At 66.3% G+C, this 21,063-nt stretch carries 14 protein-coding genes; 5 read left to right on the forward strand and 9 right to left on the reverse strand.

Annotation, left to right across the window (positions count from 1 at the left end; genetic code table 11):
- Positions 1-174: 174 nt before the first annotated feature.
- Both xdhA and xdhB read left to right on the forward strand, forming a co-directional pair.
- On the forward strand, positions 175-1,686 hold the full coding sequence (gene xdhA / locus J8G26_RS04460) for a xanthine dehydrogenase small subunit (protein ID WP_210568086.1): 1,512 nt from the start codon (positions 175-177) through the stop codon (positions 1,684-1,686).
- Positions 1,683-4,031: a xanthine dehydrogenase molybdopterin binding subunit gene (gene xdhB, locus J8G26_RS04465; RefSeq protein WP_210568087.1), complete on the forward strand. Its 2,349-nt coding sequence runs from the start codon at positions 1,683-1,685 to the stop codon at positions 4,029-4,031. Before xdhA ends, xdhB begins: the two co-directional genes overlap by 4 nt.
- A 1,012-nt stretch (positions 4,032-5,043) precedes the next feature.
- On the opposite strand, the gene J8G26_RS04470 is transcribed toward xdhB, so the two are convergent.
- Together J8G26_RS04470 and J8G26_RS04475 are read right to left on the reverse strand one after the other, a co-directional pair.
- Positions 5,044-7,158 carry a diguanylate cyclase gene (locus tag J8G26_RS04470; protein ID WP_210568088.1) on the reverse strand — a complete coding sequence of 705 codons (2,115 nt, stop codon included), beginning with the start codon at positions 7,156-7,158 and terminating at the stop codon, positions 5,044-5,046.
- Positions 7,159-7,334: 176 nt separating this feature from the next.
- A complete protein-coding gene (locus J8G26_RS04475; protein ID WP_210568089.1) occupies positions 7,335-7,958 on the reverse strand; it encodes a Crp/Fnr family transcriptional regulator in 624 nt (207 codons plus the stop codon).
- Positions 7,959-8,214: 256 nt separating this feature from the next.
- Here J8G26_RS04475 and J8G26_RS04480 point away from each other — a divergent pair, with 256 nt between their 5' ends.
- Positions 8,215-9,237 carry a porin gene (locus J8G26_RS04480; protein ID WP_210568090.1) on the forward strand — a complete coding sequence of 341 codons (1,023 nt, stop codon included), beginning with the start codon at positions 8,215-8,217 and terminating at the stop codon, positions 9,235-9,237.
- A gap of 139 nt (positions 9,238-9,376) precedes the next feature.
- Here the strand turns inward: J8G26_RS04480 and J8G26_RS04485 are convergent, their stop codons facing one another.
- The 4 genes from J8G26_RS04485 to J8G26_RS04500 all read right to left on the reverse strand — a co-directional run bounded on the left by J8G26_RS04485 (position 9,377) and on the right by J8G26_RS04500 (position 16,814).
- Complete coding sequence (locus J8G26_RS04485) at positions 9,377-10,720, reverse strand: glycerate kinase (RefSeq protein WP_210568091.1); 1,344 nt, start codon at positions 10,718-10,720, stop codon at positions 9,377-9,379.
- Positions 10,721-10,861: 141 nt separating this feature from the next.
- Complete coding sequence (locus J8G26_RS04490) at positions 10,862-12,322, reverse strand: efflux transporter outer membrane subunit (protein WP_210568255.1); 1,461 nt, start codon at positions 12,320-12,322, stop codon at positions 10,862-10,864.
- A 7-nt stretch (positions 12,323-12,329) separates the two neighbouring features.
- Entirely contained in the window at positions 12,330-15,488 is a 3,159-nt protein-coding gene (locus tag J8G26_RS04495; protein ID WP_210568092.1) for an efflux RND transporter permease subunit, read from the reverse strand.
- Positions 15,489-15,500: 12 nt separating this feature from the next.
- Positions 15,501-16,814 (reverse strand): efflux RND transporter periplasmic adaptor subunit, encoded by a 1,314-nt coding sequence (locus J8G26_RS04500; protein ID WP_210568093.1) that lies wholly within the window; start codon positions 16,812-16,814, stop codon positions 15,501-15,503.
- Positions 16,815-16,992: 178 nt separating this feature from the next.
- Here J8G26_RS04500 and J8G26_RS04505 point away from each other — a divergent pair, with 178 nt between their 5' ends.
- A complete protein-coding gene (locus tag J8G26_RS04505) occupies positions 16,993-17,625 on the forward strand; it encodes a TetR family transcriptional regulator (RefSeq protein WP_210568094.1) in 633 nt (210 codons plus the stop codon).
- Positions 17,626-17,636: 11 nt separating this feature from the next.
- On the opposite strand, the gene J8G26_RS04510 is transcribed toward J8G26_RS04505, so the two are convergent.
- Both J8G26_RS04510 and xdhC read right to left on the reverse strand, forming a co-directional pair.
- Positions 17,637-18,860: a urate hydroxylase PuuD gene (locus tag J8G26_RS04510; protein ID WP_210568095.1), complete on the reverse strand. Its 1,224-nt coding sequence runs from the start codon at positions 18,858-18,860 to the stop codon at positions 17,637-17,639.
- A gap of 186 nt (positions 18,861-19,046) precedes the next feature.
- Positions 19,047-19,922 (reverse strand): xanthine dehydrogenase accessory protein XdhC, encoded by an 876-nt coding sequence (gene xdhC / locus J8G26_RS04515; RefSeq protein WP_210568096.1) that lies wholly within the window; start codon positions 19,920-19,922, stop codon positions 19,047-19,049.
- A gap of 139 nt (positions 19,923-20,061) precedes the next feature.
- On the opposite strand from xdhC, the gene J8G26_RS04520 reads away from it, so the two are divergent.
- Positions 20,062-20,532, forward strand: coding sequence for a hypothetical protein (locus J8G26_RS04520; protein WP_087748348.1), 471 nt, complete (start codon positions 20,062-20,064; stop codon positions 20,530-20,532).
- Between the two features lie 115 nt (positions 20,533-20,647).
- On the opposite strand, the gene uraH is transcribed toward J8G26_RS04520, so the two are convergent.
- On the reverse strand, positions 20,648-20,998 hold the full coding sequence (gene uraH, locus J8G26_RS04525; RefSeq protein WP_086911577.1) for a hydroxyisourate hydrolase: 351 nt from the start codon (positions 20,996-20,998) through the stop codon (positions 20,648-20,650).
- Positions 20,999-21,063: the final 65 nt, after the last annotated feature.

Here is a 21,063-nt window from a genome sequence, read left to right on the forward strand (position 1 = left end):
CAGCAAAGCCACCACGGACCGGCGCCCGTGCGCCTGCCACGGCATGGCCTGCATCTGGCGTGGAAATTGCGGTGCTTGCCCGGTCGGCATAAGCTTGCGCTGGCGCCCTTGCCCGGTGCGCTGCACCCCGACAACCTGTTTACGATCTCCGCGCATCGACGTGGCACTTTTCATATGACAACCCGACCCTTGCAATTTCTGCGCCGAGGCCAGCCGGTGGCGCTGCGCAATGTACCACCCGACCGCACGCTGCTGCAGGTGCTGCGCGAGGACCTGGGCTGCACCGGCACCAAAGAGGGCTGCGGCGAGGGCGACTGCGGCGCCTGCACCGTGGTGCTGGGCGAGGCACGCGATGGCAAGGCGCATTACAGCGCCGTGAACAGCTGCATCCGCCTGGCGCATTCGATCGACGGCATGGCGCTGTGGACGGTGGAAGACCTGGCGGAAGACCCGTTGATCCAGCCGGTGGGCGACGCCACATCAGCGCCGCGCCAGTCACCCACACTGCATCCCGCTCAAGAAGCCATGGTCCAGTGCCATGGCTCCCAGTGCGGCTTCTGCACCCCCGGCTTTGTGATGAGCCTGTTCGGCATGTACCAAAACCATATCTGCCATGGTGAACCCATCACCCGCGAACTGGCGCAGGAAGAACTCTCGGGCAACCTGTGCCGCTGCACCGGCTACCGCCCCATCCTCGATGCCGCCCAGCAGATGACATCGCTGCCAACCATGCGCGTCAACGAAGCCGATTTGCTACAAAAATTAGAGCTACTAGCGCACACCCAACAAGCGCCAGAGGCCGATTTTTCCTATATTTCCCCCACCACGCTTCCCACCCTGCTCGCGGCGCGTGCGGCGCACCCCGACGCCCAGGTGGTGGCCGGCTGCACCGATGTGGGGCTGTGGGTGACCAAGCTGCACAAGCAATACGCGCAAGTACTGGACGTGACCCGCGCGGCCGAACTGCGGCAGGTGGTGCAACACGCCGACGCGATTCACATCGGCGCCGCCGTCACGCTGACCGACGCGTTTGCAGCCCTCACCGCGCAGTGGCCGCAGCTGCACCGTTTTGCCACGCGGTTTGCCGGGCTGCCGGTGCGCAACGCGGGCACGCTGGGCGGCAATGTGGCCAACGGTTCGCCCATTGGCGACTCCATGCCGCTGCTGATTGCGCTGCGCGCCCAGGTGGTGCTGGCCAGCCAGGCCAGGGGCGAGCGCCAGCTGCCACTGAAAGACCTTTACACCGGCTACCGCCAGAACGTGATGGAGGCCGATGAGCTGCTGGTGCGCATCGTGGTGCCCCGGCCTGCGCAGACCGAAAGGCTTGCCGCGTACAAGATCTCCAAGCGCTTTGACGACGACATCTCCGCCGTGTGCCTGGTGCTGAACCTGGACATCGCCAACGGCACCGTGCAGCGCGCCAGCATTGGCGCGGGCGGCGTGGCCGCCACCCCGGCCCGCGCGCGGCAGACCGAGGCTGCGCTGACAGGCCAACCGTGGACCGAAGCCACCGCGCAACGCGCCGCCACCGTGCTGCAGGCCGAGTTCAGCCCCATCTCGGACATGCGTGCCAGCGGCGCCTACCGCCGCCAGGTGCTGGGCAGCCTGCTGCAGCGCTACTGGCTGGAGAGCCAGGGCCAGCCCTCGGTCAGCCTGGACACCTTGACGCTGGAGGCCGCCGTATGAACGCCCCCCACACCATCGCCGAAACCGCCCTGCCCGCGCCCACCCGCGCCGCCATGGGCCAGTCGCACATCCACGAAAGCGCCCGCGCCCAGGTGGCTGGCGCCGCGCACTACATCGACGACCTGCCCGAGGTAAAGGGCACGCTGTATGCGGCGCCCATCCTCTCCACCGTGGCCCACGGCACCTTGAACGGCGTGGATGCCGCAGCCGCACTGGCACTGCCCGGCGTGCGTGGCGTGGTGCTGGCCAGCGACGTGCCGGGCGACAAGCTCCTGGCCGCGTTCGCGCACGACGAGCCGGTGTTTGCGCTGGACAACGTGCAGTTTGTCGGCCAGGTGATCGGCCTGGTGGTGGCCGACTCGGTCATGCAGGCGCGCCGCGCGGTGCGCGCTGTGAAGCTCGACATCACGCCCCTGCCCGCCGTGCTGACGGTGCACGACGCGCTGAAGGCACAAAGCTATGTGCTGCCCCCGGTGTTTGTGCGCCGGGGCGATGCGGCCACCGGCCTCGCGCAATCAGCGCACCGCATGCAGGGTGCGTTTGAAGTCGGCGGGCAGGAGCATTTCTACCTGGAGGGCCAGATCGCCTACGCCCTGCCGCTGGAGCAAAACCAGTGGTCGATCCATTCGAGTACGCAGCATCCCGGCGAGGTGCAGCACTGGGTGGCACACGCTTTGGGCATCGACAACCATGCGGTGCGCGTGGAATGCCGCCGCATGGGTGGCGGCTTTGGCGGCAAGGAGACTCAGGCCGGCCACCTGGCCGTGTGGGCCGCCGTGGCCGCCAACAAGCTGGGCCGCCCCATCAAGCTGCGGCTGGACCGGGACGAAGACTTCATGGTCACCGGCAAGCGCCACCCGTTTGCGTACGAATACGACGTGGGCTTTGACGACACCGGCCGCATCACGGGCCTGAAGCTGCAAATGGCCGCCAACTGCGGCTTCAGCGCCGACCTGTCGGGCCCGGTGGCCGACCGGGCGGTGTTCCATGCCGACAACGCGTATTACCTGAGCGATGTCGAGATTGCCTCGTACCGCTGCAAGACCAACACCCAGAGCCACACCGCCTTCCGCGGCTTTGGCGGCCCGCAGGGCGTGATCGTGATCGAGGCCATTTTGGGCGACATTGCGCGCGCCCTGGGGCGCGATGCGCAGGACGTGCGCCTGGCCAACCTGTACGGCAAGGACGCGAGCACGGGCCGCAACGTCACCCACTACCAGATGGCGGTGGAAGACAACATCCTGCACGAGCTGCTGCCCACGCTGGAGCAAACCTCGGGCTACCGCCAGCGCCAGGCCGACATTACGGCCTGGAACGCGCAAAGCCCGGTGCTCAAGCGCGGCCTGGCCATCACGCCCGTCAAGTTCGGCATCAGCTTCACGGCCACGCTGTTCAATCAGGCGGGTGCGCTGGTGCATGTGTACACCGACGGCAGCGTGCAGGTGAACCACGGCGGCACCGAAATGGGCCAGGGCCTGCACACCAAGGTGGCGCAGATCGTGGCCGACGAGCTGGGCGTGCCGCTGCACCGCGTGCTGGTAACAGCCAGCGACACCAGCAAGGTGCCCAACGCCAGCGCCACCGCTGCCAGCAGCGGCACCGACCTGAACGGCCGCGCCGCCCAGTACGCTGCGCGCAATGTGCGCGACAACCTGGCCTCGTTCGTGTGCGGGCTCGATGGTTGCGGCGCGGGCGCCATCCGCTTTGCAGGCGGCCAAGTCATCTCGCCCAAGACGGTGCGCAGCTTTGAAGAGGTGGTGCAGGCCGCGTACGCCAACCGCATTCAGCTGTGGAGCGATGGCTTTTACCGCACGCCCAAGATCCACTACGACAAGACCACGCTGACCGGGCGCCCGTTCTACTACTTCAGCTACGGCGCAGCCTGCACCGAGGTGGCCATCGACACCCTCACCGGCGAGAGCCGTGTGCTGAAGGTGGACATCCTGCACGACGTGGGCCACAGCATCAACCCGGCCATCGACATCGGCCAGATCGAAGGCGGCTTTGTGCAGGGCATGGGCTGGCTGACGACCGAGCAGCTGGTGTGGAACGACAAGGGCACCCTGGCCACCCATGCGCCCAGCACTTACAAGATTCCGGCGACGGGCGATATTCCGGCGCACTTCAAGGTGGACCTGTGGCCTGAAGCCAACCGCGAGGACAACGTGGGCGGCAGCAAGGCGGTGGGCGAGCCGCCGTTCATGTTGGCGATCAGTGTGTATGAGGCGCTGCGCAATGCGGTGGCGGCTGGGCGTGGTGGCGTTAATGCTGCGGCGCCGGTGGTGTTGATGGCGCCGGCGACGGCGGAGCATGTGCTGCGGGCGTTGGGGCGGGTGATGGATTGAGTGTTTTCTGGTTGTGGCGCTTGTGTATCAAGCGTTTTTCGCTATTGTTTTGATAGTTTTTCCGGGTTCTTGCTAAGGATGGGGGCCGGGTTGCGCCCCGGCGGGCGCCTCACTTTCTTTTGCTTCGCCAAAAGAAAGTAAGCAAAGAAAAGGCGACCCTGCTGTCTGCGACCCTCCGCTTCGCTGCGGGCAACCTGGGGTGCTCGTGCGCGGGGTGCGCCGTGGAACTCGCTTTGCGCTGCGCGCGCCGCTCAGACAACCACGGCGAGTCAGATCACGAAGCGGGTGTGTCCTGCGGCACACCCGCCACCCCGCGCCCTGCGCGCCCCAGGCGCATCCAGAAGGGGTGGGGAGCCAACAGCCACACGGGCCATCGCTGCGCTCGGCCCAGGTTGCGCAGCGCGTGGCACTTGCGCCAGCGAGACGGGGCCGAGCGCAGCGATGGCCCGTGGGGCTGTTGGGCTGTTTCGGCTGCTCCCCCCCCCCATCTGGCTGCGCCTGCGGCGGTGCGGTTGCGGGGTGAGCATGCGCGTCGAAGCGCGCATGCCTCGTCATCTAGCTCGCCGTGGTTGTCTGAGCGGCGCGCGCAGCGCAAAGCGAGTTCCACGGCGCACCCCGCAAGCGCACCGACGCAGGTTGCCCCGTAGCAACGCGAAGGGGCCGCAGACTGTGGGTCGCCTTTTCTTTGCTTACTTTCTTTTGGCGAAGCAAAAGAAAGTGAGGCGCCCGCCGGGGCGAGACCCGGCCTCCGCCCTGAGCAAAGGCACGCCACGAACTATCAAAACAATAGCTACCAGCGCATGCTACATAAGCGCAAAAGCCCAAAAACGCCTGATTAGCTACCTATCTCAGATGCCTTCTATCAACCGTTCGGGCTGAGCTTGTCGAAGCCTGGGCACTCCTTGCAAACAGCCCTTCGACAAGCTCAGGGCGAACAGGGGTTGGTCTGAGGTATGTAGCTAATCAGGCAAAAACGTTCCATATCAAAAAATCAACCCAAAAAGCAAAAAGGCTAATCCCCCTCCCCCGGCCCCAGCGGCATACGCCCCGAAGCCGCCGCCTGGCTGGCATGGCGCATCTCCACCCGGTTGCGCCCCGCTCGCTTGGCGTCGTAGCACGCCATATCGGCCGCATACAGCACCGACGGCACATCCTGCAGGCTGGCATCCAGCACCACCAGACCAATGCTCACGCCCAGCGTGAAGCTGCGGCCCTGATACGACGGCTCCCAGGCCTGCACGGCGGCGCGCAGTTGCTCGGCCACCGCCTGCCCCCGCGTAGGCGAGCAGCCTGGCAGCACCACGGCAAACTCGTCGCCGCCCAGCCGCGCCGCCCAGCCGATCTGACGCACCTGCGACTCCAGCAGTCGCGCCACATGGCGCAGCACATCGTCGCCAGCATCATGGCCGGCAACATCGTTGACCACGGTGAAATGGTCCAGGTCGAGGAACAGCATCACTCCGTCGCCCTCGGCCTGTGCCTCGGCTTGTGCGGCCGCCATGTCCGGCGTGCGCGCCCGCGCAGCCCGCTCGGCCAGCAACACGCCCATGCGCTGGACAAACGCGTCGCGGTTGCGCAGCTGCGTGAGCGGGTCATGGATGGAGGCCCAGTCCTGCTGCTGCTGCGCCTCGCGTGCGGCGGTCATGTCCTCCAGAATCCAGACCGTGCCGCCCACCATGTCGTCCGCCTGCACCCCTCGCCCCTGCACCCGCGCCCAGACGGGGCTGCCATCCTTGCGCATGAAGCACACATCCCCGTCAAACGCGCCATGGGCCCGGAATGCGGCCTGCACGCGCTCGCCCAACCGAGCGTAGTCGGCGTCCGTCGCATAAAGGGTGCGCGCCGGGCGGCCGTGCAGTTCCTCGTCGCAGTAGCCAAGCATCTGGCAGGCCTGCCGCCCCACCACTTCGAGAATGCCCCGGCGGGTGATCACGATACCCACGGAGGCGTTGTCGAGGATGGCCTGAAACTGCCCTTCCAGTTGTGCCCGCTGCTGGCGCTGCTGGGCGCTTTGCTGCATCTGCCCCTCAAACACCTTGACCAGCGCCCCCACCTCGCCGCTGGCGCGGGGCCACTGGATGGCTCCGCTACGCTCCCCGTGCGCCAGTTGCAGCGCGCTGTGGCACAGCCGTGCCAGAGGCTGCGCCATCCACGCCATGAACGCCGCCAGCAAGGCCATGCTGGCTGCCATCACCGCGGCGGCAAGCCACCAGGCCTTGCGCTGCGCACCTTCCAGGGGCGCCATCATGGCGCGAAAATCACTCACTCGGGCCACCAGCCACTGCGGCAGCGGCATTCCGGCCATGCTCACGATGTGCGCCGGCTGCACCACGGTGGTGCCACGCCCGACCACGGGCTGCGCCTGTTGCAGCCATTGGGCATAGACCGGCCCCAGCCCGGCTTCGTCGCGCACGTTGCCCAGCAGGCGCAGGGGATCGGGATGCGACAGGATGGTGCCGTCGCGGGTGAAGACGATCAGGCGCGAATCGTCCCGCGCCGGGAGCGTCATGGACGGCGGCAGCAATCCTTGCGAATGCAGCTTGAGCACCCCGGCCACCACCCCCAGAACCGGGCCATCCTCTCGGCGCAGCGGCATGGTGAACATGACCCGCGCCGCGGCGGTGCGCCCGCCCACCAGCTCGGACACCAGGGGCTTGCCGCCACTGAGCGTGCGCCGCAGGGCATCGCGCTCGACAGGGTCCAGGTTGGCCGCATCTTCCAGCCGCCCGGAATGCAGGTTGACGCGCAGCTCGCCATCCTGGCGGGCCACCTGCATCGAATCAAAAAACTGCACGGCCGGCAGGCCCTGCCGCAACAGCGATTCGAGCGACGATGGCGAATTGAGCACTTCCGGCGTGATGCCCTCGGCCACGGTGCGCAGCACTTTCTGGCTTTGCTCGATCTTGCTGGCCAGCAGCCGGGCCATCACCTCGACCTCTTCGTTCTGCTGGCCCACCACGCGGCGGATGGCCTCGCGCTCCGCGGCACGCGAAGCCAGCCACGCCGACAACACCCCCGACACAGCCACGGCCAGCATGGCCACAAGCATCAGGCGCAGCACCAACGATCCGGGCGGCCACCAGGTGGGCGACTCCGTCTGCGCCTGTGCATGCGCCAACGGGGTCATGGGCACCCCGCGCGCGACAGGCTCAACACAGCAAGAAGTTCAGGGGGGCAACATGAGAGCCGGGTTTGCCAAAGAGTTCTCAGGCAAATATACGCAGCCCCCCGCCCCAGACGCTTGGGTGGAACCCTCGCTTCAGCCCAAGGAATAACCCTGAGTCAAAGGGTCGCCCGGCAGCTTCAGCAACCCGCCACAGACTGCAGCGCGTGCGGCTGCGGGAGATTGAGCACGTTGCCGGTGCCGGCAATCAGCCCGTGCTCGCGCAGGTGGCGCAGCACGCGCGAAAAGGTTTCCGGGGCAATGCCCAGTTGCGCGGCAATGAGGCGCTTGCGCTGGTGCAGTGTCACGCTCATGGCGCCGCTGTGGTCGGGCTGCGCGTGGTTGAGCAGCCACTGGGCGCACCGCGCCTCTGCATCCTGTGCAAGCCGGCTCACCGCCAGCTCGGACTGCTGCCGATAGCCGGTGGCCAGGTCCCGCAAAATGCCCTGCGCCACGGCAGGCAGCGACGCACATCCGCGCCGGAACGCCTCGATCGGCAGGCGGCGCACCTGCACGCGCGTCTCTGCCACCATGTCCACGGGAAAAGGCATTTCCAGCAACGCAGAAGCCGCATCCAGCCAGAAGGGCCCTTCCACCACGCCCAGCTGGTGGCGCATGCGCCCTTCTTCGTAAATGCCGCGCAGCACCCGCCCGCTTTCGAGGTGCAGCACCGAAGTCAGGTCCTGATTGCGCCTGCGCAGCACTTCGCCGGCAGCTAGCACTTCGATCTGGGCGGGGAGGGAAAAGAATGTGGATGGCAGCATGCAGCCCACTTTGCCGTGCGATAGCGCGGTGCGTTTTGAGGAAGATCAAAAGGAAGCCGGACCCTGGCAGGGGCCGCGCCTGCCCTCTGAGCCCGGTCAAACAGCACGAAAAACAACATCCGCCCCCGCATGAGGCATGGAACTTGCAACAAGTTGTTGGGGACACGATCATCGAGTGCGCGATGCACTGTCATGACGGTGTCATGCCCTTTCAGGCCAGGATAACCGGCGTTTTCAACCCCCTGCAGGAGTTTCAATGAAAAAAAACCTGATCGCCCTGAGCGCCGCACTGCTGTGTGCCGCCGGGGCCCATGCCCAAAGCTCCGTTCAGCTCACCGGCCTGATGGACGTGTTTGCCGGCTCCATGAAGATGGCTGGCGATGCCAAGAGCAAGTCCGTGGTCGATAGCGGTGGTCTGACCACCTCGTGGTTTGGCTTCAAGGGCACCGAAGACCTGGGCGGCGGCCTGAAGGCCCACTTCAACCTGACCTCGTTCATCAAGGTGGACGCCGGCACGCAAGGGCGCTTTGTCAACGACACCTTCTTCTCGCGCGATGCCAACGTCAGCCTGTCGGGCGGTTTTGGCTCGGTGCTGCTGGGCCGCTGGATGGCGCCCAACTTTCTGCCTTCGGTGGTGGGCAACCCGCTGGGTGACTCGTTCACCTTCTCTCCGCTGATCCTGCACAAGGATGTGCCGTTGTTCAACGGCACGGGCTGGCGTTCCATGACGCCCGCCGACACGGGCTGGAGCAACCAGATCGTGTATTCCACGCCCGACATCGGCGGCTTCAAGGCCAACCTGCAATACCAGTTTGGTGAACAGGCGGGCGAAACCGGCAAGAACAACGTGGGCGTCAACTTCTTCTATTTTGGCGGCCCGCTGACCCTGACCGGCTTCTATGAAAACGCCGACATCGGCAACCCTGTGAACACGCTGCTGCCCAACAACCACAAATACTGGATGCTGCTGGGCGCCTACGACTTCGGCATGGTCAAGCCCTACCTGAGCTATGGCGAAAAGAAAATCGATGACACCGCCTCCACCAAGGGCAAGACGGTGCAGGTCGGCGCCTCGGCCCCGCTGGGCAATGGCAAGCTGCTCGCCGAGTGGGTGAAGACCGAGTGGTCCACCCCCGACGTGAGCCGCAAGACCTTCACGCTGGGCTACGACTACAACCTGTCCAAACGCACCGATGTGTACGCCATGTACATGAACGACAAGATCACCAGCCAGACCAACGGCAACAGCTTCGGCGTGGGCATTCGCCACCGCTTCTGATCGCCGCGCCCCCGGGCTCAGGCAAAAAAGGCACGGCAGAGCCATCTGCCGTGCCTTTTTTCATGCCACGACGCTGGTGGCCACCCCCATGAATTGAAGCAAAAAGTGCTTCAAGCGCTTATTGGATAAGCGCTAGCAGCTATAAAACAAGTAGCACCCTGAAGTCATTCACATTGGTATGCGTGGGCCCGGTGACGACCAGATCACCGAGCGCCTCGAAGTAGCCATAGGCATCGTGGCGATCCAGGTGGTCGGCTACGCGCAATGGCGCCGCTGCGGCACGGGCCAGCGTGTCGGGCGTGACCAGCGCGCCCGCGTTGTCTTCGATGCCATCGATGCCATCGGTGTCGGCCGCCAGCGCCCACACGCCAGCCATGCCCTGCAGCGCCTGTGCCAGGCCCAGGCAGAACTCGCCGGCACGCCCGCCGCGGCCGGGGGCTGCGCCCGCGCGGCGCGGGCGCACCGTGACCGTGGTTTCGCCGCCGCTCAAAATCACGCAGGGCCGCTCGAACGGCTGGCCGCGCAGCGCCACGCCACGCGCCAGTGCCGCGTGCACGCGCCCCACGTCGCGGGATTCCCCTTCCATCTCGTCCGACAGGATATAGGCCGCCAGCCCAGCCCCGCGCGCCACGGCCGCAGCCGCCTCCAGCGCCTGCCAGGGCGTGGCCACCAGGTGCACGGAATGCCCAGTAAAGACACCATCTGTCGGTTTGGGGGTCTCCAGCGTGCCGTTTTGCAAGGCCTGGCGCACGGGCTGCGGCACGTCGATGCAGTAACGCGCCAAAATTTCCAGCGCGTCGGCGCAGGTGGTGGTGTCGGGCACGGTGGGGCCGCTGGCAATGACCGAGGGGTCATCGCCCGGCACATCGCTGATGGTGAGCGTGACCACGCGCGCCGGTGCACAGGCCGCGGCCAGGCGCCCGCCCTTGATGCGGGACAGGTGCTTGCGCACGCAATTCATCTCGCCAATGCTGGCCCCGCTTTCGAGCAGGGCGCGGTTGATGCGTTGCTTGTCTACCAGCGCCAGGCCCTCGGCCGGCAGCGTCAGCAAGGACGAGCCGCCGCCCGACACCAGGCACAGCACCAGGTCGTCGGCCGTCAGCCCCGCAGTGAGCGCCAGCATGCGCTCGGCCGCCGCCATGCCTGCCGCGTCGGGCACGGGGTGCGCTGCCTCGACCACATCGATACGCTGCGCCAGGCCCTCTGGCCGGGGCGGCACATGGCCATAGCGCGTGACCACCAGGCCCGACAGCGGCGCGTCGGCAGGCCACAGGGCCTCCAGCGCCTGGGCCATGGAGCCCCCCGCCTTGCCCGCGCCCAGCACCAGGGTGCGCCCACGCGGCGGCTCGGGCAGCCAGGCGCGCATGCCGTGCAGCGGCTGGGCGCTGCGCACGGCGGCATCGAAAAGCGCGCGCAGAAATGCGCGCGGCTGGGTGCGAAAGTCCGGCGGGCTCGCGCCCAAAAGGTCAGAAGGTGCTTGCATGGCAGACATTGTCGCCGCAGCCTGCGCTGCGCAAAGCCGCCGCAGGCGACATGGCGCAGGCCCCTCTTCCCAACCCTCGGGAGCGATACGCCGCTGGCTTAAAAAACTGCACAGGCCGACGCAAAGCCGGGCCAGTGGACCTCAGTTTTGCGTTGCAGCGGGTGCTGCGCCCTCGGCCGCATCGCGCCAGCCGCCACCGAGCGCCTTGTACAGCGCCACCTGGTTTTGCCGCTGGGCCAGCTGCGACTGGGCCAGCGCCTGCTGCGTGGCAAACAGGGCGCGCTGGGCATCGAGCACATCGAGGTAGCTGGCCACGCCGTTGCGGTAGCGCAAGTCGGCCAGGCGGAAGCGGTCGGCCTCGGCCGTGGCCTGCGCCTGCTGGGCCAGCACCTGCTCGCCCAGGGTGGCGCGGCCGGCCAGGGCATCGGCCACCTCACGGAACGCGCTCTGGATGGCCTTGTCGTACTGGGCCACCGCAATGTCGCGCCCGGCACGGGCCGAGTCCAGCCCGGCCTGGTTGCGCCCGGCATCGAAGATGGGCAGCACGGCCTGGGGCGCAAGCGTCCAGCCCCACGAGCCGCTCTTGAACAGGCCCGACAGCGCATTGCTGGCGGTGCCAGCGCTGGCCGTGAGGGCAATGCGCGGGAAGAACGCTGCCCGCGCCGCACCAATATTGGCGTTGGCCGCGATCAGTTGCCGCTCGGCTTGGCGGATGTCCGGGCGGCGCTCCAGCAAATCGGACGGCATGCCTTCGGGCACGTCGCGCAGGGCCACGACTTGGCCATTGGCCTGCGCGGTGGGCAACAGCCGTTCGGGCAGGGGTTGCCCCACCAGCAGCGTGAGCGCGTTCACATCGAGCGCGCGCAAGCGTTGCTGCTGGGCCAGGGTGGAACGCGCGGCCGCCGTCAGGGATTCGGCCTGGCGCAGGTCCAGGGCCGAGGTCACGCCCTGGTCAAAGCGCATGCGGTTGAGCCGCAGCGAGTCGTCCCGGGTGGCCAGCGTGCGCTGCGTCAGGGCCAGCAGTTCCTCGTTGGTCTGCAGGCTCAGCCAGGTGCTGACCACCGAGGCGACCAGGCTGGTCTGCACCGCGCTGCGCGCCTCCTGCGTGGCCAGGAACTGCGCCAGCGCCGCTTCCTTCAGGCTGGCCACGCGGCCAAAGAAATCGATTTCCCAGGACGCCAGCGCGAGACCTGCGGTGTAGGCGCTGGTGATGCTGTCGCTGCCATCGGCGGCGGGCTGGCGGTTACCCGTGACGCCGGCATTGATGGTGGGCAACTGGTCGGCGCGGCGGATCTGGTACTGCGCCCTCGCCTGCTCGATGGAGAGCACCGCCACGCGCAGGTCGCGGTTGTTTTGCAGCGCCAGCTCCACCAGCTCGCGCAGGCGCGCATCGCCCACAAAGTCCTGCCAGGGCAGATCGGCTGCCGCCGTGGTGGCGGTGACGGCTGTGCTGCCGCCCAGAGCAGGCCATTGCGCCGCCACGGGGGCCTCGGGCCGCTCATAGGTGGGAATCATGGAGCAACCGGCCAGCAGCGCCACCGCGGCAAGCGCCGTGGCAGCAGGCAGGCGGGCCTCACTAGGGCCGGCAGCCCGGCGGGGCATGAAAATATTAAGCATGGGTGTTCCCTGTGTCCGCTTGGTGCGAATGCTGGGCATCAAATTGCCGCTGGCGCGCGCTGCCCTTGAACAGGCTGCGCACCACCACGAAGAAGATCGGCACGAAAAACACGGCCAGGAAGGTGCCCACCACCATGCCCGAGATCACGCCGGTGCCAATGGCACGCTGGCTCGCCGAACTGGCGCCCGAGGCAATAGCCAGTGGCACCACGCCAAGAATGAAGGCCAGCGAGGTCATGACAATCGGGCGAAAGCGCAGATGGGCAGCCGCCAGCGCCGACTCGATGATGCCCTTGCCCTGCGCCTGCAGGTCTTTGGCGAACTCGATGATCAGGATGGCGTTCTTCGCCGACAGGCCGATGATGGTGATCAGCCCCACCTGGAAGTACACGTCGTTGGTCATGCCGCGCAGGCTGACGCCCAGCAGCACGCCCAACACACCGAGCGGCACTACCAGAATGACCGACAGCGGAATCGACCAGCTTTCATACAGGGCCGCCAAGCACAGGAACACCGCCAGGATGGCAAAGCCATACAGCACCAGCGCCTGTGAGCCTGCCAGTTTTTCTTCGCGCGACTGGCCCGTCCATTCGAAGCCGAAGCCGGCGGGCAACTGCGCTGCCAGACGCTCCATCTCGGCCATGGCGTCGCCGGTGCTGTAGCCAGGCGCCGCACCGCCGGCGATGCGCATGGCGGAATAGCCGTTGTAGCGCACGGTCTGCATGGCACCGCTGACCCAGCGCGTGGTGGCAAACGACGACAGCGGCACGGCCTTGCCCTGGCTGTTCAGCGCCGTGAGCTTCAGAATGTCGTCCGGCTGCATGCGTGCCTGGGCTTCGGCCTGCACCACCACACGCTGCATGCGTCCGGCGTTCGGGAAATCGTTGATGTAGGCCGAGCCCAGCGCGGTAGAAATGGTGCTGTTGATGGCGGCAAAACCCACGCCCTGTGCGCTGGCCTTCTCGCGGTCGATATCGACCTGCAGTTGCGGCGCGTCTTCCAGGCCGTCGGGTCGCACGCCGGCCAGCACCTTGCTTTGCGAAGCCATGCCCAGCATCTGGTTGCGTGCTGCTACCAGCGCGTCATGGCCATTGCCACCGCGGTCCTGCAGGCGGAAGGTGAAGCCGGAGCTGACCCCCAGCTCGGGAATGGGCGGGGGGCTCAGCGCAAAGATGAACGCATCGCGCACACCCGACAGCGCACCCATGGCCCGGCCGACAATGGCCTCAGCCGTTTGCCCGGCGCCCTTGCGCTCGGACCAGTCCTTGAGCGTCACAAACGACAGGCCGGCGTTCTGTCCCTGGCCGGAGAAGCTGAAGCCCAGCACGGCAACCATGTTCTTGACTTCAGGCTGCTGCAGCATGAATTCCTCGACCTTCTCGACCACGGCCTGGGTGCGCTCCAGCGTGGCGCCGGGCGGCAACTGGATGTTGACCAGCAGGTTGCCCTGGTCTTCGTTGGGCAGGAAAGAGGTGGGCAGGCGCATGTACAGCACGCCCACGGCGGCGATCAGCGCGACATAGATGACCATCATGCGGCCACTGCGGCGCAGCAGCTTGGCGACCCAGCCCTCATAGCCCTTGGCGCTACGGGCGAAGCCGCGATTGAAGCCGCCAAAAAAGCCCTTCTTGGCGTGGCCATGCCCGGCCTCGACCGGCTTGAGCAAGGTAGCGCACAGTGCCGGCGTGAGCGACAGCGCCATGAACGCCGAAAAGGCGATGGACACCGCCATCACCGCCGAGAACTGGCGGTAGATGTTGCCCACCGAGCCGGCAAAAAAGGCCAGCGGCACGAACACCGCGATCAGCACCACGGTGATGCCGATAATGGCGCCCGAGATCTGGCCCATGGCCTTGCGCGTGGCCTCCAGCGGACTCAATCCTTCCTCGTTCATGATGCGCTCGACGTTTTCCACCACCACGATGGCATCGTCCACCACGATGCCAATCACCAGCACCATGCCAAACATGGTCAGCACGTTGATCGAAAAGCCCATTGCCAGCAGCGCGCCAAAGGTGCCCAGCAGCGCCACCGGCACCACGATGGTCGGGATGACGGTGTAGCGGAAGTTCTGCAAAAACAGATACATCACCAGAAACACCAGCGCAATGGCTTCGAGCAGGGTCACTGCGACCTGCTTGATGGAAATCTGGACGAATTCGGAGCTGTCGTAAGGAATGGTCCAGCTCATGCCGGGCGGGAAGTATTTTTCCAGCTCGGCCATGCGGGTTTTGACCGCCGTGGCTGCGGCCAGCGCATTGCCCGATGGCGACAACTGCACCCCCATGCCGGTGGCCGGCTTGCCGTTCAGACGCGCACTGGTGGCATACGACTGGGCGCCCAGTTCGATGCGCGCCACATCCTTGAGGCGCACCGCGGAACCATCAGCGTTGGCGCGCAGCACGATGTCGCCAAACTCCTGGGTCGAGCTGATTTGCCCGGGCACCACCACGGTGGCCGAGATGCTCTGGCCGCTCAGGTTGGGCAACTCGCCCAGGCTGCCGGCCGACACCTGCGCGTTCTGCGCCTGGATAGCGCTGGCCACGTCGGCAGCGGACAGGTTCACCCCCTGCAGTTTGGCTGGATCGATCCACACGCGCATGGCGCGCTCGGCACCGAACAACCGCACCTGGCCGATGCCTGGCAGGCGCTGCAGTTCGGGCACCACGTTGCGAGCGGCATAGTCGCTCAGCGAATTGACATCGAACTTGGGATCGGACGACGACAGCATGGTGAACAGCAGGAAGTTCGATTGCGACTTCTCCACGCGCACGCCCTGCTGGTTGACCACCGCCGGCAGACGTGGTGTAGCACGCGACAGGCGGTTTTGCACCTCGACCTGGGCCAGATCGGGGTTCGTGCCCGGCTCGAAGCTCAGCGTGAGGGTGCCCGTGCCATTGGCCTGGCTCACCGCCTCCATATAGGCAAGGCCGGGCGCGCCGTTCATTTCGCGCTCGATCACGGCCAGCACACTGTCTTCGAGGGTCTGCGCCGAAGCACCCGGATAGGCGACGGTGACCACGATGGTCGGCGGCGCTACGGTGGGGTACTGCGAGATCGGCAGCTGGGTGATCGACACCGCGCCGAGCACCATGATGAACAGGGCGACCACCCACGCGAAGATGGGGCGCTCGATAAAGAATTTGGCCATGGGGCTGGCTCCTTATTTCTGGCCGGCGCTGGCGGCTGCAGCAGGGGCACTGGCCGCTGGCGCAGCACCCGATGCAGCTGCAGGCGGGTTAGCAGCCGATGCTGCGGCACTGCCCGGGGCCTGCCATGGCACCGCCTTCACCGGCGTGCCGGGCGGCATCATCTGTAGTTTCTGGAAGCCATCAACCATGACCTGCTCGCCTTCTTTCAGGCCTTCCAGCACGACCCACTGGTTGTTGCGGGCGGCACCCACCTTCACTGTGCGCTGGCTGAGCTTGCCGTCGGCGCCCACCACCGTGATCTTGTCGCCCTGCTGGGTGCGCGTGACCGCCTGCTGCGGCAGCGAGATGGCGTTGGCCACCTGGGCCTGCTCCAGCCGCACGCGCACATACAGGCCCGGCAGCAATTCGCCCTTGGGGTTGGGCACCTCGGCGCGCAGCGTGATCTGGCCCGTGGTGGCATCCACCGTCAGGTCGGAAAACAGCAGCTTGCCCGCACGGGCGTATTCGCTGCCGTCCTCCAGCACCACGCGCACGCTGGCGGCTTCGCTGCCTGCCGCCCGCTGCAGCTGACCATCGGCCAGGGCCCTGCGCAACTTCATCACCTCGCCGGCGGACTGGGTGAAGTTGACATACACCGGATCGATCTGCTGGACTACTGCCAGTTGCGTGGCCTCTCCCTGCCCCACCAGTGCGCCTTCGGTGACCAGGGCGCGGCCAATGCGGCCCGAAATCGGCGCCGTGACGCTGGCGTAATTCAGGTTGATGCGGGCGGTCTGCACAGCGGCCCTGCCTGCGGCCACATCGGCCTCGGCCTGCTTTTGCGCCGCCACGGCATTGGCGTATTCCTGCTGGCTGACCGCGTTGGCGGCGAGCAGGGGCTTGTAGCGCCCGGCCAGCGCTGCGGCCTGGGTCAGGTTGGCCTGGGCCCGGGCCAGCGTGGCCTCGGCACTTTGCAAGGCGGCCGCATATGGCGCGGCATCAATGGCAAACAGCAGCTGGCCGGCCTTCACGTCACTGCCTTCGCGGAACAGGCGTTTTTGCAAAATGCCTGCCGCACGGGCCCGCACCTGCGCCACGCGCGAGGCCTCCAGGCGCCCGGGCAACTCGGTGACCAGGCCCACATCGCCCGGCGTTGCCACGACCACGCCCACCTCAGGGGGCGGCATGCCACCACCGGCCGCAGCCGCTGGCGCATCGGACTTGCCACAGGCCGCCAGCAGCAATACAACGGACAGGCTACCCGCCGCAACGCCCAGGCGCACCAGCGCGGGGGACGAGGCAGAGGCAACAACGGGGACAGTCTTGACATAGCGCAAGGCAGGCATGGTGTTCCTTGGAGTAATGAATGGATCGCGGCGCGCCGCAAATTGGGCCAGGTTAGTGTGACGCGACGCGCTGCGCGCAGGCCCACGGCACGGTAACGAAGTGCTGCATTAAAACATACATACATTCAAGAATGTATGTATAGTGACGGAAAAACACCGCCCATAAGTGAGGTATTCCATGGCCCGACGCACCAAGGCAGACGCACAGACCACGCGCAACAACCTTCTGGATGCTGCGGAACAATTGTTTCAATCGCGCGGCGTTTCGCACACGTCCCTCAATGACATTGCAGTGGCCGCGGGCACCACGCGGGGGGCGATCTATTGGCATTTCAAGGACAAGGCCGACCTGTTCAACGCCATGATGGAGCGCGTGACCCTGCCGCTGGAACAGACGCTGGTGGTGGCTTATGTAGAGCAGGCGGCCGACCCGGTGGCCGAGATCCGCAGCGCGATGCTGGAGGCGCTGCGCCTGATCGCCACCGACGCGCAAACGCACCGCGTGCTGCAAATCGCCACCCACCAGGTCGAATACACCGCCGACATGGGCGCCGTGCTGGAACGCCACCTGAGCGTGCACGACGGCTGCCTGGCGCGCAACCATGTCGCGCTGGAGCGGGCCTTCGCGGCCCGCAACCAGCCCCCGCCGGTGGCGCTGGACTGCGCGGCGCGGGGTTTGCAGGTGCTGGTCGAAGGGCTGGTGCACCAATGGTTGCTCCACCCCGAGGCCTTTGATCTGCTGGCCAACGGTAGCGCGGCGCTGGACGTGTATCTGGCCGGCCTGGGCTTGCAGGACAGCGCGCACACCTGAACACCGCCGGGTCATTGTGTGGCGCCCCCGGCCAGGTACCAGCGGCCAATCAGCGCCCGCTCCGCGTCGGTCATCTGCGTGGCGTTGTTCATGGGCATGAGCTTTTGCACCACGGCCTGCTGGTAGATGGCTTGGGCGTGCTGCCTGACGCTGTCGGCCAAGTCGAGCCGCAGGTTCTTCATCTGCACCTGCGCGCCATGGCACTGGATGCAGCGCTGGGCCAGCACCGCCTGCACGGATTTGTAGTCATTTTTACCTGTAGCGCTTTCTGTACTTGCGCCAACAGCTACATTATTAATAGCAACTGACGTCGGCCGCAGCCCAATCACCACCGCGACAACAAGCGCCACCCCCACCATGGCGTAGGGCAGCGGATGGCTATTGCGCCCCAGCTTGTAGCCATGGCGCAGCACGAAGAACTGGCGGATGGCGGCCCCTGCCAGCATCATCACGATCAGCACCAGCCAGTTCTGCGGGTGGCTCCAGGTGAAGCTGTAATGCCCGCTGAGCATGGCAAACAGCACCGGCAGCGTGAAATAGGTGTTGTGCACGCTGCGCTGCTTGCCGCGCTTGCCGTGCACCGGGTCCACCGGCTGGCCGGCCTTGATTTGTGCCACCACGGTGCGCTGGCCCGGGATGATCCAGAAAAACACATTGGCGCTCATGGCCGTGGCCATCATCGCGCCCACCAGCAAAAAGGCGGCGCGCCCGGCGAACCAGTGGCAGGCCAGCCAGGCCGCCACGCACACCAGCACCAGCACCAGGCCACCCACGATGGCGTCGCCGTGCTTTTTTTGTCCAAAGAGACGGCAGACCCCGTCGTACAGCAGCCAGAAAACCGCCAGAAACGCCAACGCCACCGCAATGGCCTCGGCGGGCGCCCAGTCCATGCGCGACTTGTCAATCAGATAGGTGCTGGCGCTCCACAGGTACGACACCGTGAACAGCGCAAAGCCGCTGAGCCAGGTACTGTAGCTTTCCCAGTAAAACCAGTGCAGGTGGCCCGGCAACCGGGGCGGCGACACCGCAAACTTGACCGGGTGGTAGAACCCGCCGCCATGCACGGCCCACAGCTCGCCGCTTACGCCTTGCTTTTTCAGATCCTCATCCACCGGCGGCGTAAGGCTGCTGTCCAGAAAAACGAAATAAAACGATGACCCGACCCAGGCAATCGCGGTAATGACATGGACCCAGCGCAAAAGCAGGTTGGCCCAGTCGAGAAGATAGTTTTCCATATCTCAACCCCGGCAGCGCCGACGCGCCGCGTTGCAAACCTGCTCACCACTGCGGGCGCTCTGAGCAGACGAAAAGGCCGCGCACCATGGCAGAAATCTGCCGGGGCACCGCTGCGACCCAGAACCCTTATGGTTCGGCAAAAAGTGTATGCAGGAATTGTTCCCGGCACCAACCCACCATTGGCATCAGGGACGGCGACTAACCAAATGTGTGCAGTCCATGGCCTGATCCGGCGCCTGCGTCTGCCTGGGCGCGCGAGCATCCCGCACGGTCTGCAGCAATTGCGCGGCCACCGCCACGGCAATCACCTCGGGCTCCTTGCCGCGTATGCCCGGCACCCCGATGGGGCAGGTCACCTGCGCCAGCTCGTGCGGCGTGAACCCCCGCCCCTGCAGCCGGCTGGTAAACGTGGCCCATTTGGTGCGGCTGCCAATCAGCCCGATGAAGGACAAGTCGCCCTGCGCGCGCTGGCGCTTGAGGCAGGCAGCCACCACCTCCAGGTCTTCGGCATGGCTGAAACTCATGACCAGCACCCGGCTGCCGGGCGCCAGCCCCGGCACCGCGCTGTGCACCGGGTCGGAGTGTTCACACACCACGTCGCCCGGCGGATGCGGCGGAAAAACCCCATCGCGGCTGTCGATCCAGGTCAGCACAAACGGCAGCGGTGCCAGCACCCTCGCCAGCGCATGGCCGACATGCCCGCCGCCGAACAAGGCCACCGGGTGGCGCGCTGGCGCAAGGCGCTGCTTCAAATCCGCCACGTCTTGCGCCCCCACCAACGCGAAACCCAGGTGCACCACGCCACCGCAACACTGGCCCAGGGCCGGACCGAGTGCGTAACGCAGCTGCGCAGCCCCCTGAACGCCCCCCAATCGGCGCCGGGCCTCGGCAATGGCCTGGTGCTCAATGTGCCCGCCGCCGATGGTGCCCACCAGGCCTTCAACGAAAACCGCCATCCAGGCGCCCGCTTCCCGCGGAACAGAGCCTTGGGTAGACTCCACGGTCACCAGGCAAGCCGGGGCGGCCCGCAGTCCCTCCAGCAGTAACAACAGATCCGCCACGGCAACCTTTCAATACGTTCATCGCACGCCATGCACTGCCCGCATGGATCGTGCCCACCAGCATAGCGACAACACCATGCCACCCACTTCGCCCCAACGCTCTTCCCGAACTGGCCGCCACTGGCTGCTGGCCGGGCTCATGGCTGCCGTGGGCGCCATCGTGGCCGCCTGCAAGTCCGCCCCCGAAAACGTGCCCCCGCCGCCCGAAAGCCGCTCGCCCAGCGACGATGCCGCCGGGCATTCACTGGGCAAATCGGTGGCGTCCGGCCCCTCGGCGGCCAGCACTGCGCGGGCCTATCGCCGCGACGCGGCTACCCACCTCTACAACCAGAACAACCAGCGTGTATTCAAGGGCAAGCTGCCGCCCATGCTGTACGCCATTGGCGTGCTGGAAGTGGACATCGACCGCGGCGGCCGCATCACCAAGTTGCACTGGATGCGCGCACCACACCATGCACCCGAAGTGATTGCCGAGATCGAGCGCACCGTGCGCGCCGCCGCACCGTTCCCGGTGCCCGCCCGCCTGGGCCGCGTCACCTACACCGATACCTGGCTGTGGGACAAGAGCGGGCATTTCCAGCTCGACACGCTGACCGAAGGCCAGCTCTGACAAGCGGCACTCACCAAAAAAGAGCGGCCAGCGCTTGAGCCGCTTGGGGTTTACGCATTTTTTGCCTCAACCCCGCGCAGACAAAGCGCAAGCAGCTCCTGTTTCAGGAGCACCCTCACGACCCCCGATAGGTGGAATAGCTCCACGGGCTCACCAGCAGGGGCACGTGGTAGTGCTGATCGGCATGGGCAATGCCGAAATCCAGGCTCACCCGGTCCAGAAAATTAGGCTCTGGCAAAACCACCCCCCGCGCCTTGAAATAGGCCGCCACATCGAACATGAGGCGGTAGGTGCCCTTGCGCAGGCTGGCGTTGTCAAACAGGGGCGCATCGGTGCGGCCGTCGTGGTTGAGCACCAGACGCTGGAGCAGCGTGGCCTCGTCACCCTGGGTGGAAAACAGCGACACCACCATGCCGGCCGCGGGGCAGCCATGCATGGTGTCCAGAACGTGGGTGCTCAAGCCCATGGGGAAATCTCCTGAAGGTGGATGGCCGCCAAAGGCAGCCGAGGGGTGCCCAAAGTGTATGCACT

The organism is Acidovorax sp. JG5, from assembly GCF_017939685.1.
GTDB lineage: Bacteria > Pseudomonadota > Gammaproteobacteria > Burkholderiales > Burkholderiaceae_C > Acidovorax.